The 19,044-nt window shown below is 53.2% G+C and carries 15 protein-coding genes; all 15 read right to left on the bottom strand.

The window, feature by feature from the left end:
• Positions 1–141 precede the first annotated feature (141 nt).
• Entirely contained in the window at positions 142–678 is a 537-nt protein-coding gene (yghD, locus tag AB4H76_RS04465; protein WP_077492888.1) for a GspM family type II secretion system protein YghD, read from the bottom strand.
• Position 679: 1 nt separating this feature from the next.
• Positions 680–1,858, bottom strand: a complete 1,179-nt coding sequence (gene gspL, locus AB4H76_RS04460) for a type II secretion system protein GspL (RefSeq protein WP_159189387.1) — start codon at positions 1,856–1,858, stop codon at positions 680–682.
• A complete protein-coding gene (gspK, locus tag AB4H76_RS04455; RefSeq protein WP_000633209.1) occupies positions 1,855–2,832 on the bottom strand; it encodes a type II secretion system minor pseudopilin GspK in 978 nt (325 codons plus the stop codon). Before gspK ends, gspL begins: the two co-directional genes overlap by 4 nt.
• Positions 2,833–2,834: 2 nt before the next feature.
• Positions 2,835–3,434: a type II secretion system minor pseudopilin GspJ gene (gene gspJ / locus AB4H76_RS04450; protein ID WP_077492886.1), complete on the bottom strand. Its 600-nt coding sequence runs from the start codon at positions 3,432–3,434 to the stop codon at positions 2,835–2,837.
• Positions 3,431–3,802 (bottom strand): type II secretion system minor pseudopilin GspI, encoded by a 372-nt coding sequence (gene gspI, locus AB4H76_RS04445; protein ID WP_000820113.1) that lies wholly within the window; start codon positions 3,800–3,802, stop codon positions 3,431–3,433. Before gspI ends, gspJ begins: the two co-directional genes overlap by 4 nt.
• Positions 3,799–4,362, bottom strand: a complete 564-nt coding sequence (gspH, locus tag AB4H76_RS04440; protein ID WP_001115154.1) for a type II secretion system minor pseudopilin GspH — start codon at positions 4,360–4,362, stop codon at positions 3,799–3,801. Before gspH ends, gspI begins: the two co-directional genes overlap by 4 nt.
• 3 nt (positions 4,363–4,365) lie before the next feature.
• Entirely contained in the window at positions 4,366–4,821 is a 456-nt protein-coding gene (gene gspG, locus AB4H76_RS04435) for a type II secretion system major pseudopilin GspG (RefSeq protein ID WP_001087289.1), read from the bottom strand.
• A gap of 16 nt (positions 4,822–4,837) precedes the next feature.
• Positions 4,838–6,061 (bottom strand): type II secretion system inner membrane protein GspF, encoded by a 1,224-nt coding sequence (gene gspF / locus AB4H76_RS04430; RefSeq protein WP_001173458.1) that lies wholly within the window; start codon positions 6,059–6,061, stop codon positions 4,838–4,840.
• Entirely contained in the window at positions 6,061–7,554 is a 1,494-nt protein-coding gene (gene gspE / locus AB4H76_RS04425) for a type II secretion system ATPase GspE (RefSeq protein ID WP_000249348.1), read from the bottom strand. Before gspE ends, gspF begins: the two co-directional genes overlap by 1 nt.
• A complete protein-coding gene (gene gspD / locus AB4H76_RS04420) occupies positions 7,554–9,614 on the bottom strand; it encodes a type II secretion system secretin GspD (protein WP_001401121.1) in 2,061 nt (686 codons plus the stop codon). Before gspD ends, gspE begins: the two co-directional genes overlap by 1 nt.
• A 29-nt stretch (positions 9,615–9,643) precedes the next feature.
• Positions 9,644–10,603: a type II secretion system protein GspC gene (gene gspC / locus AB4H76_RS04415; RefSeq protein WP_085452717.1), complete on the bottom strand. Its 960-nt coding sequence runs from the start codon at positions 10,601–10,603 to the stop codon at positions 9,644–9,646.
• A gap of 17 nt (positions 10,604–10,620) precedes the next feature.
• Positions 10,621–11,031, bottom strand: coding sequence for a type II secretion system pilot lipoprotein GspS-beta (gspS2, locus tag AB4H76_RS04410; protein WP_001300497.1), 411 nt, complete (start codon positions 11,029–11,031; stop codon positions 10,621–10,623).
• Between the two features lie 65 nt (positions 11,032–11,096).
• Entirely contained in the window at positions 11,097–11,906 is an 810-nt protein-coding gene (gene pppA / locus AB4H76_RS04405) for a prepilin peptidase PppA (protein ID WP_001300405.1), read from the bottom strand.
• 197 nt (positions 11,907–12,103) lie between these two features.
• Positions 12,104–16,672, bottom strand: a complete 4,569-nt coding sequence (sslE, locus tag AB4H76_RS04400) for a lipoprotein metalloprotease SslE (RefSeq protein WP_085452718.1) — start codon at positions 16,670–16,672, stop codon at positions 12,104–12,106.
• 484 nt (positions 16,673–17,156) lie between these two features.
• Positions 17,157–18,839 (bottom strand): glycolate permease GlcA, encoded by a 1,683-nt coding sequence (gene glcA / locus AB4H76_RS04395; RefSeq protein ID WP_000259302.1) that lies wholly within the window; start codon positions 18,837–18,839, stop codon positions 17,157–17,159.
• Positions 18,840–19,044: the final 205 nt, after the last annotated feature.

Below are 19,044 nucleotides of genomic sequence, written 5' to 3'. Positions count from 1 at the left end.
TTAAGAACCCGCCCACAAGGCGGGTTTTTGCTTTTGGATCTGACAATAACCTTCACGAAAAAAATTAGCTTATAAAGTCTGGGGGAATTACTCTCGCCACGTTAACGAGAGTAATTTTATTGATATTAATCTCCTGATACTTTACCCCCGTCCAAACTCCAGCCGCTGCACATTCACCATCCCAGGCTTCTCAGCAGCACTGACATCAATTTGTGTCACCCGCAGCGCATATTTTTCATCCAGTGCGTTTAACCATTTCAGCAGGTCATTAAACACCACAGGTTCTATCCAGACCTGAATATTCTCCCCACGATCGGCTATCCGCCTGATGACCACCGAGTGCGCGGAAGCACTGTCACTGATGACCCGCGATACCTGCGCAGGCGTTGTTGTGGCAGATTTTCGCGCTGCAATAATATCCGGCGCGGCGCTCCTCAGTCTGGTGTTCATCGCCACCAGTTGCTGCAACATTGTCTCCTGTTGTTCTATCCGTTCGCTCAACGGCTGCCAGATGAGGACGTAATATCCGACGCTAAACAGGAACACCACCGCTGCCAGTAACATGCCCTTTTCACGCGGAGAACGCCCCGCCAGGTGTTGTGCCAGCCAGTGTTCGCCACGGCTTAACTGGCGTTCACGCCATTGCTGAAAATAGTGAATAAATTTATCGCGTAACATGTTATTTCCTCCGCAACGTTACGCCGCCGGAAACCGCATCACCCTCTTTCTGTAACGCGTCCTGTTGCACAACATAATCGGTTGCCAGTGCACTACGCAGTTTGTCGAAACTGGCAAAGTTCGCGGCCCGTAGCTGGAGGTGAAGTATCTGGCGTTTTTGATCAAAGGTAAAACCACGCATTTCGATGTCGGAAAGTGACGCTGATTTCAGGGTGCTGGCTATCGCTGACAACTCGGCGAGCAGCCGGGTATCGTCGGCCTGTGGGCGATATTTTTTCAGCGCCATCGTCACCTGAGAGCGTAAATTCACAATCCGCTTCTGCTCCGGGAACAACGTTAAGAACTGTTCCTCCGCCTGGGTGCGGCTTTGCGCCACCTGTTCGCTGACGCTCCATAACGTCACGCCCCGCTCCACTGCCAGCGCAACCAGAATCAGCAATATCGGCAGAATCATCACCCGCCAGCGCGCCCACTGTTTTCGGTAGCTGACGCGAGGCTGCCACGGCCCTGTCAGCAGGTTCCCTTCCGGTTCGCCATAAGTGGTAATGGCGGGCAGAGCTGTAACGGTCAGGCGTTCAGCGTCTGCGCCAGCCCATGCTGATAGCTTTTCCGGTGCAATGCCGACTACGGTTAGCGAAAGCGGTAAATCCTGCTCATTGAGCTGGGCGCGGAACATGACCGGAGCCAGCGCCAGCCCGGCGCTCCATCCCCGGCATTCATCGATGCGGCAGATAACCCGTTGCGCATCGCAAGCCATAAACCTACAAGGAATGGACATCCAGTCCGGCGCGACGGTAGCGCGGGTGATGCCGTTTTCCTGCAACCACTGCGCAATGTTGCGCATATGCTGTTGGTGAATCACTGCTACGGTTGCCAGTTGCTGGTCGATATTCAACGGGGCGAAATGCAGTTCATCGATATCCTGGTTCAGCTCTTCTTCCAGTAAGGCGGGCAGAATGGTCGGTATCTGCTTACGGGCGACATCAGGCAGTTCAACCTGCCAGACGCTGATCCATTCGCCGGGAATGTAGAGTCGAATCGCATCGGTTTGCAGCCATTGCTGGAGCTGTTCGTTAGCAACGTCAGACCAGATACCGTGCTCCACATCGGGTGTACGGCGCTGCCAATGGATGGGATCAGCGGCGCAAAGCGGGAAAAAAATCTCAAGGATGGAACTCACTCACTTTCTCCTGTCTGATGCCAGAGAACCGAAAAGTGTTGTGGGCCCATGCGGACAATTAACGAGTTCATCGTCAGTTCAATCTCATTCACGGTGATATCTGAACGCAGCCAGAAGTAATTGCTGTCCACGCTCAGGACGGTTTTTAGCTGTTTTTTAGTACGCTCATCGACGTCAGCAAGTAGCGGCTGTGCAAGAAACTGATCGACATCTTCCCAGCCCTTCGCCGGACGTTGTTGTAATAACGCCCGCGCCTGAACAGGGCTTAACCACGGGTCAAACAGCGCCTCAAGAATCACACTTTGCGTGACGTCTAAAGTATTGATGTTGATTTGCTGGCGGGTCATCGGCAGCGCACAGACCAGCGGTTTCAGTTTTTGATAAAGCCCGGCGTCCATTCCCTGCACCACGCGCATCTCACTGATATCAGCCAGCGGTTGATTCGCGGCGTAGAAAGGCACCGAACGGGCGAGATACTCGCTGTCTTCACGGCCCAGACGCGTCTGCACGCTGCGGTCCTCGTCAATAAACTCCCACAGGCTTTCGGCTATCAGTTCGGCCCGATAAGCAGGCACATCCAGGCGCGAGATCAGGGCAATCAACTGTTGTACCGCAAGCGGACGCGACGCCGTTGTCGGCTGAGCAAGGGCATTCAGGTTAAAGCAAGCCTGTGCGTCACGCAGGGTGACCGCAATTTGCCCCTGCGGCAGAGGGAAGAAACGAGGGCCGGATGCCCACGGCTGTGCCAGATGCACGCGCTTTTCATTTTTCAGGCTCAGACTGAGCGCGCTCAGCGCCAGGCTTTCCGCACTGGCGCTGTACCACAGCGCCTGCTGGTACTCCTGCTGGCTGCGCGTTCGCCCAAGTTGTTGCTGCATCCGCCCGGAAAGCGTGATGGTTACCAGCATCATAACCGCCAGCAATACCAGCACCACGACCAGTGCCATTCCGCGTTTTGGTGGTGAGGTGATCATGATTATTGCGGCCCGCGTAACAACCAGATGCGTTCAATCTCGCCCCATTGCGGCGAATGCAGGGTCATGCGTACCGCCACAGGGATCGCCTGTACTGACGACCAGCTCTCCTGCCAGCGCGTGCCGTCGTAGAACTGCAAACGGAGCGAATCGGCCGGAATCAACTTTTGCATTGTCGGCTTCACGCTGCCTGCGGCATCGGTCAGCGGCCAGGCTAACCGTTCGAGATAACCGTCATGAATGCGGTAACCGACGGTGAGCAGATTACTGCGCGGCAGACGCATCAACGGGTTAACCACACCGCCGCGCACAAAACGCACTCCTTCACTCTCAGACGCCAGCACGCCAGCGCCAGCCAGTAAAGCTGGTTCACGCTGGCCCTGATCGCCTCTTACCGGACGCGGCATCATTTGGGTCAGATCGTGGGTCAGAAAACTCATCGTTTGCTGCATGAGGTTTAGTTTTTGATCGTGATCGGCGACGGCGCTATTCACGCGCGTGACGCCGTTAGTCACCTGCTGCGCCATCAGTGCCAGCGAGGCAAAAATGGCAATTGCCACCAACATTTCCAGTAACGTGAAACCAGCGCGAGTCCTTCTCACTGTTGGCCTCCCACGGCGCTAAACCAGGCGCGTCGTGACTGAATGACCGACGAAAAGTCTTCGTGAAGGCTGACTTCAATATCCACCGCCTGGAGCAGCGCGTTGCCTGTACTCAGCGGTGTGGTTCGCCAGTACCAGCGGCTTCCTGCCATATCGCTCTCGCCCTGCTGCCTGACCGCCCGCTGCCCACGGGTCATCAGGTAGAGCAGCGCAGTCTGGTTTTCAGCCACCCAGCCCGCTACCGTTTTTTCCTCAAGAACGTGCTGATTACTCAGCGCACCGCTGGCAATCTGTAATACCGCCGTGGCAGCCAGCGCAAAAATCGCCAGCGCGAGCATCACTTCCAGCAAGGTAAATCCGCGCTTCATGGCATCCTCTCATCACATTGATTGAGGGATAACGCGCCATCGTGCGCCAGTTTTACCGCCCAACATGCGTTTTGCGCCGCCGAGTAGAAGCGCAGCGTAAACGGCGTGGCGGGTTCAAAAGGCGAAAAACGGATCTGCGGCGTCTTCTTTTTCGCCTCTTTTTGCAGCTCCAGTTCAATATCGTGCAGCGTCAGGCGACGACGTTGCAGCTCCAGCGCATACTCCTTCTGCCAGATATCACTTCCGGGTTGTAACAGCATCTGCACCTGTTTTGGCACCGTAACCTGTGCCGATAACCGGGTCGCGGAAACGGGCAACCACTGCCCCTGACGACGCTGCATAAACTGATAGCCAGGCGCGTCGATTAGCACACCGAGTGTCTGCCCTTCAATCACTGCCCTGTCCTTAAACTGCGCAAAGCGAGTCAGAAAATCCTGTGCCGCTTTTTTCGCGGGCGGTTCAGAATCGGTCGCAAACGTCTGTACCACGCCCGAACTGGCAAGGCCGATAAGGAAAATCACCAACATGATTTCCAGAAGTGTGAATCCGCGTTCAGGCACTGCTTACTGAAACTCCTGCAAATTCCAGTTACCGATATCTGCGCCAGCGCCTTCCCCGTTTTCCTGACCATCCGCCCCCAGGGTATAAACATCAAACAGCCCTTTTTCACCCGGGCTGAGATACTGATAATCATTGCCCCACGGATCCTTTGGCAGTCGTTTAATGTATCCACCAGTACGGTAGTTGCGGGCGTCCGCCATATTGGCTGGCTGCTGGATCAGCGCCTCAAGCCCCTGTTCGGTAGTTGGATAACGCCCGTTATCCAGTCGGTACATATCCAGTGCGTTTTCCAGCGCCACGATATCGCTGATGGCTTTTTGCCGATCCGCTTTCTCTTTATTGCCCAACAGGTTAGGCACCACCAGACTTGCCAGGACGCCAAGAATAACAATCACCACCATCACTTCCAGCAGGGTAAAACCTGCCCGTGGTTTTTGTGTGCGGGATAACGAATTCATGTGATAACTCCGTAAATTACATTCCAACCATATTGTTCAGTTGCAGCATCGGCTCGAGGATGGCGATGACGATAAACAGCACCACGCCCGCCATCATCACCACCAGCGCCGGCTCAAACAGCCCCAACGCCAGCCCCACCTGGGTATCAAATTCCCGCTCCTGGTTAACTGCGGCCTGTTCAAGCATGGTTTCCAGTTCGCCGCTCTGTTCGCCGGAGGCGATCATGTACAGCATCATCGGGGGGAACAGGCGCAACTCCGCCAGCGCGGCACGCAGACTGCTTCCTTCGCGGACGCGATCTGCCGCCAACAGCAGTTGTTGCTCGACATAGCGATTTGCCGACACGGCGGCAGCGGTCTGAATGCCTTCCAGTAGCGGAACACTGCTGGCGGTGAGGATGCTTAACGTGCGGGAAAAACGCGCCGTATTCAGTCCGCGCGCAACACGCCCTATCACGGGCAGGCGCAGCAAGGTTTTATCCCAGCGCAGGCGCATCGCAGGATTTTTAAGTAGCCGTTGCCCCAGCACCAGAAGCCCCAGCAAACCCGCCAGCCAGTAAACGCCGCTGGCCTGCAACGCATCGCTCATGGCAATAAGCGTGCGGGTGGAGACGGGCAGCGCGTGTCCGAGATGATCAAACTGTTCGATGATTTTCGGTACTACCGCCGTCAGCAAAATAGTGACCACGCCCGTTGCCACCACCAGCAGAACCAGCGGATAGAGCATGGCCTGCAATAGACGTGATTTCAGGCGCTGTCGCTGTTCGGTGTAATCTGCCAGGCGATTGAGCACCACGTCGAGATGCCCGGATTTTTCTCCGGCAGCGACCATCGAACAAAACAGGGAATCAAAGACGCGGGGATGTTCACGCAGGCTGTCCGACAGGGTGTAACCTTCCTGAATCCGGCTGCGCAGCGCCATTCCGAGGCTTTTTACATGCAGTTTTTCACTTTGCTCACTGACCGCCTGTAAGCAGGTTTCCAGCGGCATTGCTGCCTGTACCAGCGTTGCCAGTTGGCGCGTGAACAGCGCAAGATCTGCCGCCGCCACGCGACGATGTGCGTGCCGCCGACGCTGCAACATCCCCCCTGACGAAGTATTCATCCGGGCTTCAATATGCACGGGGATAAGCTCTTTACCGCGCAACAACTGGCGGGCATGACGCGCGGAATCCGCCTCAATCATACCTTTGGTTTTGCGACCATTACGCTCCAGCGCCTGATAGTAAAACAGTGCCATTACGCCTCCATGGTTACCCGCAGAACTTCATCGAGAGAGGTTTCTCCGGCGAGCACTTTCTCAATGCCGTTGCTGCGGATACCCGCAGAGTGTTGTCGGACATAACGTTCCAGCTCCAGCTCCCCGGCCTGACGGTGGATCAAATCACGCAATGTGGCATCCACCACGATCAGCTCATGGATGGCAGTCCGTCCGCGAAAACCTTTGTGATTACAGGCGGGACAGCCCTGTGGATGGTACAGAGTGACGGTACGGGCGTCGGTAATTCCCAGCAGGCGTTTTTCTTCGTCAGTGGCTGGTGCGGGCTGGCGGCAGTCGGGACACAGCGTGCGAACCAGTCGCTGCGCCATCACGCCCGTCAGACTGGAAGAGAGCAGGAAAGGCTCCACGCCCATATCCTGCAAACGTGTGATCGCCCCCACCGCTGTGTTGGTATGCAGCGTGGAAAGGACCAGGTGTCCGGTAAGTGAAGCCTGGACGGCGATTTCTGCGGTTTCGGTATCGCGGATTTCACCGACCATCACCACATCCGGGTCCTGACGCAAAATCGCGCGCAGCCCACGGGCAAAGGTCATGCCGACGCGGGTGTTAACCTGCGTCTGACCGATCCCTTCAATCATGTATTCGATGGGATCTTCAACCGTGAGAATGTTGCGCGAATGGTTGTTCAGCTCCTGCAATCCGGCGTACAGCGTGGTGCTTTTGCCGGAACCCGTCGGCCCCGTCACCAGAAAGATGCCGTGCGGTTTGTGTAACAGCTGGCGCAACTGCGCGGTCAGTTGCTGGCTAAGCCCCAGACGCTCCAGCGTCAGGCGGGCCTGGTTTTTGTCCAGCAGTCGCAGCACCACGCGCTCGCCCCAGGCAGAAGGCATGGTGGAGACACGCACGTCAATCGCCCGGCCGCCCAGCAACAGCGCAATACGTCCATCCTGCGGCACGCGCTTTTCGGCAATGTCCAGCCGCGCCATCACCTTGATACGCGACACCAGCAGCGAGGCCAGTTTGCGCCCCGGACGCAGCATTTCATGTAATGTGCCGTCAACACGAAAACGGATCACCAGACTCTTTTCAAACGTCTCAATGTGGATATCCGAAGCGCCTTCTTTGATTGCCTCTGCCAGCATGGCGTTGATCAGTTTGATGATCGGCGCATCGTCGTCGCTTTCCAGCAGATCTTCCGTTTCCGGCAGTTCTTCCGCGAGGGTAAAAAAGTCCTCGGCAGAACCGAGATCTTCCATCAGCTGGCGAGCCTCGGAAGAGTCCCGCTGCCAGACCGCATTCAGCCGCTGTTCAAATTCGGCCTCGTCGATTTGCCGCAGCGTAAAGGGCGCGTTCAGCCCCCGCTGCAGCTCCTGCAAAACAGAGAGCGATAGCGGATGAACGTGGAGGATCTCCAGCGACGCTTCGCACCATGCCACCAGGCTAAACCGACGGCTGAAACTGTAGGGCAGACGCACGGTGTTGGCGGTGGTTTCCTGTGCTACAGGCACCATTAACGCGTTCTCCCGGCATTGAGGAACGCGCGAACTTCCGGCGGTAAGGCCTGGTTTTGCGCTGGCAGTACCGGCTGTGCAGTGTGCGGCATCAGGCTTAAACCTTGCTCATCACGATAGATCTGTTCGGCGCGCATATAGTTATATTTGCGCTGCGACACGCCGTCTGCCGCCATACCGTCACGCAGAATGGTCGGACGGATAAACACCATCAGGTTACGTTTTTCTTTTTTATCCGCCGTCGATTTAAACAGGTTACCAATCAATGGGATATCGCCCAGCAGCGGCACTTTCGCCACGCTTTCTCCCGCCTGATCGTCCATCAGACCACCAAGCACAATCAGCTCACCATCGTTAGCCAGCACGGTGGTTTTCAGTTTGCGCTCACCAAACACCACGTCGAGGCTGGTCTGTCCTTCCACCTTCGAGACTTCCTGCTCAATCACCATCTGTACCGCGTTACCTTCGTTAATCTGCGGCGTGACTTTCAGCATGATGCCGACTTTTTTCCTTTCTACTGTATTGAAAGGATTGCTGTTATTGGAGCCAACGGTAGAGCCGGTTAATACCGGAACGTCCTGGCCCACCATGAAGAAGGCTTCCTGGTTGTCCAGCGTGGTGATGCTCGGCGTGGAGAGCACGTTAGAGCTGGAGTCGTTTTTAACCGCCTGCACCAGCGCCATCCAGTCGCCTTTCACCACACCAACCGCCGTACCGCTAAAGCCGGAAAGAAGCTGGGCGAGCGTGGAGAGATCGCCGTTGGTATCCGGATTAATGGTGGTAGCGCCGTTTTCACTGATCACCGTCGAGCCTTTCTGCGGTTTCGCCTGAGAAATGGCTGCGCCCAGCGTACCGATAGGGATCTGCGTACCATTAGCAAACTGCATTAATCCGGCATCTTTCGACGCCCACTGCACGCCGAAATTGATATTGCTACCTTCGGCAACTTCCACGATCAACGCCTCGACATGCACCTGAGCACGGCGAATATCCAGTTGTTCAATCACGCTTTGCAGCGATTGCATGATGTCCTGCGGCGCAGTAACAATCAGGGCATTACTGTGTTTGCTGGCGGCGATGGAGACAATCTCACGCCCGCTACCGACCGTGCCTTCCGCCTCTTCTTTAGCCGCCGTGAGCGTGCCGCTGACCTGCTTCAGTACATCGACCAGATCTTCGGCTTTGCTGTATTTGAGATAGAAAACCTGGCTGTTGCCGCTGCGCTCCATTTCTGAGTCCAGGCGACGGATCAGACGGCGCATTTTGTCCCGCGTGGCGGGGTCACCACTGACAATCACACTGTTGGTGCGTTCATCGGCGACAATTTGAGATTTCAGCGTCGCAGGCTGGTTCTCGCCGCTGTTTTTCGTCAGGCTTTCCAGCACGCGGGCGATTTCCGAAGCCGAGGCGTTAACCAGCGGGATCACCTCTTCAGTGCGATTACCCGCGTGATCCACACGCTGGATCACTTCCGTCAGCCGCTCCACGACGGAGGCGCGTCCGGTGAGCATAATCACGTTGGAGGGATCGTAATTAACAACGTTGCCTGAGCCTGCGCTGTCGATCATCTGGCGCAGAATCGGTGCCAGCTCGCGTACTGACACATTACGTACCGGCACTACTTTGGTGACCATTTCATCGCCCGCGTAGTTGTCGCTGCCTTCACCGACCAGCGGCAGCGGCTCGACTTTCGCAGCGCTGGATTTCACCACCTTCAGCACGTCGTTTTCCATCGGTACGACGGCATACCCCTGTGCTTCCAGCAGGTTAAGGAATAGCTGGTAATACTGGCGTTCATTGAGCGGGGTCATGGTGCGAATACTCACTTTCCCCTGTACGCCCGGCCCCATAATGATGGTTTTATTAAGGTTAGCGCCGACGGTTTCGATGAACGATTTCAGGTCGGTATCTTTAAAATTAGCGGTGAAAGTGGCTTCTTCCGCCCAGACCGGTGAACTGCATAATGCCGCTGCCAGCACCAGCGGCAGTAAACGCTTTTTTGTTTTGAGGCCAGTTGTCTTCTTACGCCAGACCGACAACGTAATATCACGCCAAAACACGATGAATGATTCTCCTGGATTAAATGCGGTTAGCGCAGCGCGATGGAAATGTCGTGGCGCGCACCCTTGCGTAAAACCGTAAGTTGAATGGAATCCATTGAAGGTAACTGCCGCATCAGAGCAATCATTGCTCGTGGATCAGTGAAATCCTGCTGATTTAGCGCAATGGCGATATCGCCTTCCTTGAAACCGCTGGCATCGAACAGAGAACGATCTGCCCCCGGCTTCACTGCATAACCGACAATCCCCTCCTTACGCACAGGCGTAAGCTGGATATAGTTAAAAATTTTCTGCGGATCTTTCGTCAGTGCCTGACGCACGGCAGTCGGGATCTCAACTGGCGCACTGGCAGCAGGCTCAGCAACAGCTTGCTTTGCTTCGCCACTGACGGCTTTTTTGTTGGTCACGGCTACGGTGGAATGCCCCTCTTCTGCCAGGCTCAGGCGCTCTATTTTTCCCTGATAGCGCAGCATCACATGGTCGCGGTTGATTTCCTCAATCACCGCGTTGTGAGAACCAAGCCGTTCCCCCTGCAAATAGACCTGCTGTTTGCCACCTTCTTCAATAACCGCGCCGGGTCTGGCACCAAAGGCGATCCCACGCAACACCACATTAAGACGCGTTTCTGCCACAGGCACAGGTTCGGGTTGTTTTACCGGCGTGGCGACGGGCTGATATTTGCCAAACCAGTTTTGCTGGCTGATTAATTGCACGTCATTTTTATCGAACGTTTTTGCATCCGCACGGGGCGGTTTATTCGCCGATGGGGAAACAGCCGTATATTCCGCAGAAAAGGAGAAATAGCGCCAGAGTGAATACGCCATTTTTGCAGAAATAATAAGCAGCATCAGCCAGAACATCCCGCGTGCAATTTTGCGCAGATGCTCTTTGTCTGTATTAAGAGATTGTCTCTGGTTAAGAGTGTGACGAATTTTTGTCAGCCATTGAATGAGATAAATTCGTGCGTCACGAAAAACAACCCGCGCCAATTTATATCTACCCGACGTTATGCTTTGACTATTCCACAGGTGGTACGATCCAGTTTCCGCTGATACTGGTTACCTGTACGTGTATCATTAATCGTTATGCTGTAATTAATTCCCTCAGTGAGCATTAATTTCACCGTTGGGTCATTGCACATTTGTCGTTGATAGCTGGTTAAAAAGGCGTCAGGCGTCTGCGTGGTCTGAGTCCCCGCTTCGCTGATAATGGTCATTTTTACCGTCGTGCCGCTACTTTGTGCCAGCACTAAGGTATATCCCGCAGATTTAATCGGCAGGTTTTGGCTGATATTTTGCGCCTGTTTTTTCGCCAGTAAACTGGCATTTTCATTATGGCTGGCACAGCCACTTAATAATCCTGTAACGCTCAACAATAGCGATATTAATACCCTCCCTGGCATTTGTTTTATCGACATGGTAAATAATCTCTAAGGTTATTAATAAGAGTTAAAATGTCACTTTGATAATGACGTTGTTATCATTAAAACAATGCCTGTAGATAAATTGTTGCTATACCGCCCAGACTTAAACACGGTCCAAAAGGCAGTGTGGTTGATCCTCTTTTTGTAATAACGGCATATATCAGGCCGCAGCATGATGCGATTAAAGCAACATTGGGTAGCGACAACGGCCCCACCCAACTACCTAACGCAGCGAACAATAATACATCGCCCATGCCTAATGCTTCTTTACGCAGAACTATTCCGGCTATCCAGCGCAGGGAGTAAAAAGCGATAAACCCCACCAGGACGCCGGTAACTGCATCTTGTAGCGTGAGCGGGCTCTGCTGCGCCCATGCCGCACTCAGTCCCGTCCACAATACGCCCTGAGTAAAAACATCGGGCAGCCATTGGTGATCGAGGTCAATGACGCTCGCGGCAATCAGCCAGGCGGATAATATCATCACCGCCAGCGCCCATCCACTTTCCGGCCAGACCAGACTCGCCAGCAAAAAAGCGAGAGCCGTCAATAACTCCACCAGCGGATAACGCTTGCTGATTTTCGCCTGACAGTCGCGGCAGCGCCCTTTGAGCATCAGCCAGGAGAACAGCGGAATATTGTCACGTATCCGGATGGTCTGCTGACAATGTGGGCAGTGCGAACGCGGTAGCGCAAGGCTTATTTTTGACTGCGCACTCGACATTTCACCGTGAAACTCCGCCATTTGTTGGCGCAGCATGATTGGGTAACGCCAAATCACCACATTCAAAAAACTGCCGATGATCAATCCTCCGACGGTTGCCAGGACGGGCATCGCCGTGGGGTATTGCTGAAAAACATCAAAAAGCATGGTTAAAGGTTGTTTGTTGTAACTTGCTGGATGCGGCGTAAAACGCCTTATCCGTCCTACGGGTGTCTGCCAGCGCAAATAATCGCGGCTTTCCCCGTCTGTAGGCCCGATAAGCAGGCGCATCGGGCAAATGTGTTAACCCGGTGCGCCTTATTTCATGCCGGATGCGGCGCGAGCGCCTTATCCGGCCTACGGGCTTACTCGGCAGACATCTTATGCTCGGTAACCTGATTAATGGTTTCCGGTCCCTGTTCCGGTTTCGGCAGATCGAGTGACGCGAGCGTGTTGTAAGCCGACTGGCTCACACCGCCCTCGAAGCTCATCTCGCTCGCCCCCGGCAGCTGGTAAGCATTCGCGCCCGGATTCCATTTCTTAAAGAACTCCGAAAGATCCGTCTGGGCGACCCAGGAGGCACACAGCATCAGCGTGTCCGCTGCGTTACCGTTGGATTCAGCACAGTAATTCTTGCCGCCAAACTTGTCATTGCTGACCTCATCGCCGCGTGCTTTACGATGCATCAACTGGAACAGGTTCCAGCCTTTCATCCCTTCACGCTCGCTGTAAAACTCTGGCAGAGGAGTGCCATCTGGATACCATTTCTTGATATCAAAGTTTTTCTCTGCCCATTCCTTCAGCTGTGCGTACATCAGCAGACGGTCACCCGCACCGCCGCGCGCCCATGCCTGACCGTTGCTTTCCTCCAGATATTCCGGTGCGACGGTAATATCGTCAGCGACACGGTTCATCTTGCCGAGATAACGATCCTGCATGTACAGCGCCAGCACGTTGTTAGCGACTTCAGTTGCACCCGGTACAGTCAACGGCGTTTCTGCGGCGTTATGACCGACTTCATGCCAGATCAGCCAGTCGTTCAGCGGCGTCGTCGGCAGCGTGGTGCTGTTCGGCGAGAAGCTGCTGTTCATTACCGGATAACCCGAATGCGCATCACCGATGGAGATCTGCACATCGTTGGCGAAACGATGTTTGTGGCCCGGCAAGTTTTTATAGGTAAACATCCGGTGCTTACCGTCTTCGCTATCACGGCCGTAGAAGTCATTCATCGAGCTGGCAAAGGTATCCAGATCGTTAGCGAATTGCTCCAGTCCGCCAGTGTAATTGCTGGCATTCAGGTTCTTCTTCGGTGTGGTATAGACGAAAGCGTCTGATTCCAGCTCACCCAGCGGAGCCGGTGAGTTCAGATCGTTTTTCCATGCGCCGTCTTTATAGAACGGTGCTTTTACCACGCCAGTAAAGGTGAAGCTGGCAGATTCATTGGTAGAGCTATTGCCCTTGATATAAATCAGGCCACCGTAAGGCACCTTGAACTTCACCGTACCGCTAGCGTCCAGAGAGTACGTTTTAGTCACTCTTGGCGGACGGTTCAGCGCAACTTCATGCTTCTCACGTCCGGTCAGGTCGTCAGCCAGCGCCACGGTGACGGTCACAGGAACGTTCGCATTGGACTTAATGGTGACCTCTTTCTGAGCCGGTGCCCACAGGCCAGTTGACTGCATGTTACCTGCAAACCATTTGGTCGGATTCGAGTACAGGCTGATGGTTTCAGTAACGTTCTGTCCCTCTTCCGATACTGCTCCCGGATACTTCTCGACATCAACTTTGATGTTCAGATCCCACCAGGAACGGCCCAGCATCAGGCGTGTCAGCGGTTTTTCCATATAGTTGAGCGGGTAGCTCGGGTTCATCATGCCCGCTTTGCTGCTACCGTCACCGTAGATCATGTTGTTATCGACCAGCGATTTTTTCAGATCTGCAGAACACTTGGTGCCGCCTGCATAGGCATCATTGGCGTAGCAGTTCAGGAACTCGGTGAACGTTTTAAAGCCCAGCTCGTCATTTTTGCCTTCTTCATAACGATAGCTCGTATCGTTCCACAGCCAGACCGACATGTTCTGGTACAGACGTTCCAGATCGACGCTGCTCAGACGCTCACCTTTGCGACCATTGGTCCGGAAGTAGAGCTCATGCTGATACAGACGCTGAATGTTGGTGCCTAAATCCGCAGCCTGCACCATCGCTTTTGCAGTGTCGGCGTTAAGGCTTAGTTGCGTATACTGTGGAACATACATGCCACCAGTAACCGGAACCCCCGTGCCAGGACGATATTCCAGGCAGTTGACCTCATAGTGATATGCCGGATTAGTACACTCTTTCAGCCCCGGGAACGCGGCGAAAATTTTCTCCTTCGCAGCCTTCAGAGAATCCTCTGTTTTATGATCGGCCTCATCAATAAAGGCATAACGCGTTTCCTGTTTGCCATCTACATCTTCCAGCCAGCTGGCAACTTCCAGCTTCGGTTTGTCATCAGGTTTGTTTTCTACCTGATATTTCCACTTAACTTCCCCTGTCTTACTATCGATGGTGTACGGCAGCGCACCATCTACGGCAGGATAACGTTCATAGACCCAAATGCCCGTTGCGCGCTGCTGACGAACGCGGTTCGGATACCCTTGCGGATCGTTATTTACTACCGACTTGTTCAGTGCCATCGACAGACCTGCAGCATCCAACAGACGCACAAAACCAGACGCGCTCTCTTCCTTAAGATTGCTCATCACGTTTTCCATGATCAGCACCGATCCACCTTTGTTCAGATAGGCGATCAGATCGGTCACATCCTGCTGAGTCAGCTTCGGTTTGCTGGTATCTGCACGCAGCGGGATTGCATAAGGATCGTTACCCACCTGAGTCACATATTCAAAGCCGTTAAGGATCAGCAGCGGCATTTCCTGCGGATCGAGATCGCCATAGCTACTTAAATGCTCAACAGAGATGCCCGCAAAATCCGGATGGAAGTCGAACGCAGCGCTGTTTCCTGTAACCTGACCATGACGTTTAAAATAGACAGTATCCAGGTTGGTGCCTACGGTCATGCTGGCTTTCGCGTCCGGCTTCCATTTATCGTCGGACAGATAGCGCAGCACGTTCTCCATGAAGTTCTTCATGTCATCCGGGTCGCTGTTGAGCGTACACTGCCCATCTTTATTAACGCCCCCGTTCCAGCTGTAACCGTTCGGGCAACGCAAAATGCTGTTGTAGTGTGGGTTACCGATAACCATCAGTTTGCCCTCACCGACTTGCCCCAGCGAAATAAACGGCAGGTTAAAGGTGGCGGTATCGCGCGTAACGTTTTCCGGCTCAACAAGAGAAGGCGCTTCCGTAATGTACGCCAGCTCGTTTTTATCCCAGGCGCGTTTTTCGCCAAACGCCAGCCAGTAGTTTTTATCATTACGCGCCATCAGAATCGGGAAGGCCGCGTTGGAGATATTCACCACCGCCTGACCGCGCGCATTACCCGTGCTGCCATAGAAGTTAGTAGAGTCATGGAATACATGGAACTTGCTGACAGATTTGTAGTTCGTATCCACGCCCCACAGCTTGTTAATAACGCCCTGAATCTGGCCGTCATTAACATTGCGCGTCGTCAGCGAGAACCAGCGAGCCTCGTTACAACCGTCGGTTTTCGCACAAATCGCGGTATCGATCTCTTTGGCCTGACCCGTCTTAAACTGCTCGATAAATTCGTTAGGCAGATTAACGACTTGCTCACCTTCCCCCAGCGTCGCACCATTGGATAACGAGAGATTGATAATCTCGTTAATCACGTTGGGATATTCAGCAAAAACCTTGCGTACTTCATCCGGAACTACACGCGTGTGATTTTGTCCAGCCTTCGAATAGCGGTGAATCAACTGATCGATATTTGCCCCGCGAACTTCATCACCCAGTTCAGTCAATGCAATAGTCGACTTGTTACCACGCACAGAACCAAGCTCAAAAGTGTCGATGCCAAAGGAGATGGTTTCCCCCCAACTAAAGGAAAATTCCCCGTTTTCTCCGGTTACACCACGGCCGGAATTGGTGTAATAGTTGACACCAACAACACCATCCCCCTGACTATCGACCAGGCGACCTTCTGAGAGAATGATTTCCGAAGGTTGATACTGATAAAACTGTTCCGCGTTAGCCGACACGAAGGAAGCGTTTAGATCCGGTTTTGTTCCCGGAGTGGTGGCGGGCACGACCGGTGAAGTATGAGTGGATGGCGCTTTATCGGTCGCGGCATTGTTTTCCACCTCTTCATTGACCAGCTTTTTGAACTCTTCCGGTGCCAGATCGATTTGCTTATACAGCGAGTCGAAACGTTTACTCTCGATCACCGAGGAGAACTCCAGGCACACCTGTTCTGTATTCGCCGGGCAACTGTTCATGGAGGTGACCAGCGAGAGCGCATTGCTTTTCTTGTTGTCGGAACCCGCCAGTTCTTGCGCGTCCTCAAGACTAAACGACACTTTTTCAACCGCACGCAGGCTACGCGCAGCTTCTGACTGGGTGTCGAAGGTAGCAATTGTCGTGTTGTTCCCTGCCACACAGGTGACTTTGTCGCCTGGTGTAAAGGTAAAGCCATCGCTGGATTCATCATTACAGGTGATATCACCAGTTACCCGCAGGCTTCCGCCCAGGGTCAGATAACCCGTTTTCGTAGGAACAGGTTCTGGCTCCGGTTCTGGTGTTGGTTCAGGATCAGGTATCGGTTCTGGCGTAGGCTCTGGGTCCGGCGTTGGCTCAGGCGTCGGCTCCGGGTTTGGTGTTGGATCAGGTTTCACTTCCGGCAAAGACCCTGTTCCAGAATCTACAGGCGGCGTATCGGAGGAAGATCCGGAACCACCGCCATCACAACCGGCTAACAGGGTTGCGCTCAAAATAGCCGCTAAAAGCGATTTCTTATATTTAAATTTCTTATTCATTAATAACGCAAGTGACAAAACAATGTTAAAAAATTCGTAACTGGGAGAAATAGTTTTATGCTTTATCTTCTCTAATAACTTCCTCCATTCTTAAGAAAACGACATCATTGATAGAAAACAGGTGAAATTTATAAGAATAACCCCTATACGATGTCTATCTGGCTATTTTTACGAAATTTCAACAAACAAAAAATTAACAACATTTCACAACGTAACTATATAAATTTGTTGGTAGTTTTAACGATTAAGATTGCAAAAGCAACAGATAGAACGGTGTTTGCTCATCAAGCGAACATAATTAATACAGACTTGTTTTGCGTGATAAAAAAATAGATGTTCTCACGCTCTTAATTATTTAGCAGGTTATCTGAACGCAAAACATTATTGCTGCATGGATAATAAAGCGAGAAATGATTTTCAATTAATAAGACAGAATAATGTAAATGAAGCCGGATGATATTAACGATCATCCGGCTTTATTGATTTACGAGACTAACATCCCGGTAAACACATACGCCTGCAGCAGGGTGATAATGCCGATAACGCTGGCAAAAATCAGACTGTGCTTCACGGTGTAGCGGAACAGTTCAGATTCTCGGCCCACCATGCCCGTCGCGGCGCAGGCCACGGCGATAGATTGCGGGGAGATCATCTTGCCAGTTACGCCGCCGCTGGTGTTTGCTGCCACCAGCAGGGTGTCAGAGACGTTGATTTGCTGCGCCGTGGTCGATTGCAGTGAACCAAACAGGGCGTTAGAGGAGGTGTCCGAGCCGGTAAGGAATACGCCCAGCCAGCCGAGAAACGGTGAGAAGAACGGGAACATCACGCCTGTACCTGCCAGTACCAGCGCCAGCGTGGTGGACATGCCAGAATAGTTGGTGACGAAGGCGAACGCCAGCACCATGCCAATCGACAGTATCGGCCACTTCAAGCTAATTAGCGTTTCGGCAAAGACGCCAATACCTTTCTTGATCCCCACACCGAGGATGAAGATAGAGATAATCGCCGCAATAAAAATAGCGGTGCCGCCAGCCGAGAGGGGGTCGAATTTAAACACCGCATCCATTGGCGTTGGTTGGGCGACAATGGGTGCCGCTTTCAACACTTGTTGATGCAAATGAGGGATCTGGAAATTAATCACCAGTGAATAAAACGCGCCGCCCGGAGCAAATAACGCTTTAAACGGCTTCATGGTCCAGATGGTGACCAGCACCGTTAAGATTAAAAACGGTGACCACGCTCGAATGATTTGCCCCAGACTATATTCTGAAGGCACGGGACCGCCAGAAGATGGCTTATTTACCACCATCGCACCTGCGGATTGTCCCATGCTGATTGCCGTTTCGGTATTTTTCGGCCGCCAGACTTTAAGGAATAAAGCGAGTGAGACGATACTCACCAGCGCCGAAGTAATATCCGGCAGTTCCGGACCAATATAGTTAGAGGTAAAGAACTGAGTGACAGCGAAGCTTCCCCCAGCAACCAGCGCCGCTGGCCACGTCTCTTTCACCCCTTTCCAGCCGTCCATCATTGCTACCAGCCAGAACGGCACAAGAACCGACAGGAACGGTAACTGACGTCCCGCCATTGCGCCAATGTGGAACGGATCGATTCCCGTTACCTGACCGGCGACCAGAATCGGCACGCCCAACGCACCAAACGCCACCGGCGCAGTATTGGCAATCAGACACAGCCCCGCCGCGTATAACGGTTTGAAGCCCAGGCCCACCAGCAGCGCACCGGTAATCGCCACCGGCGCACCAAAGCCAGCCGCTCCTTCCAGCAACGCACCAAAGGAGAAACCAATCAGTAACACCTGCAAACGCTGATCGTCGGTGATGGATATAACCGAGCTGCGGATAATATCGAACTGCCCGCTGGCAACGGTTAATTTATACAGGAACACCGCCGCGACAATAATCCACGCTATTGGCCATAATCCATAAATAAAGCCATAGCCCGCAGCAGCAAATGCCATATCAATCGGCATTTTAAAGGCGAATATTGCAATCAGGATAGATAATATAAGGGTTATTGCTCCAGCGACATGTCCTTTCAGACGTAATACCGCGAGTGCAACGAAGAAGAATATTATCGGGATCAGGGCGACCAGAGCGGATAGCCCCAGTCCTCCCATCGGCATATACATTTGGGTCCAGGTAACCATATTGTTCAGTCTCTTATTATCTTTATATGCTTGATATACTTAAGGTTGTAATAAGCAAAAGAGGACTGAACTGTAAAATATAGGCGTTATACTTTACAGCAACAGTACGCCGCTAACGCAATTGCTACCTCTGGCATAACAAGTATATCGGGTAAGGGTTTCTGTTCCGCACACGCAGACGCAGAGTATCGTTAAGATGTCCATA

It is taken from the genome of Escherichia sp. UTM R2 (genome assembly GCF_048593455.1).
Lineage (GTDB): Bacteria > Pseudomonadota > Gammaproteobacteria > Enterobacterales > Enterobacteriaceae > Escherichia > Escherichia coli.
This window is presented reverse-complemented; position numbering and strand designations above follow the sequence as displayed.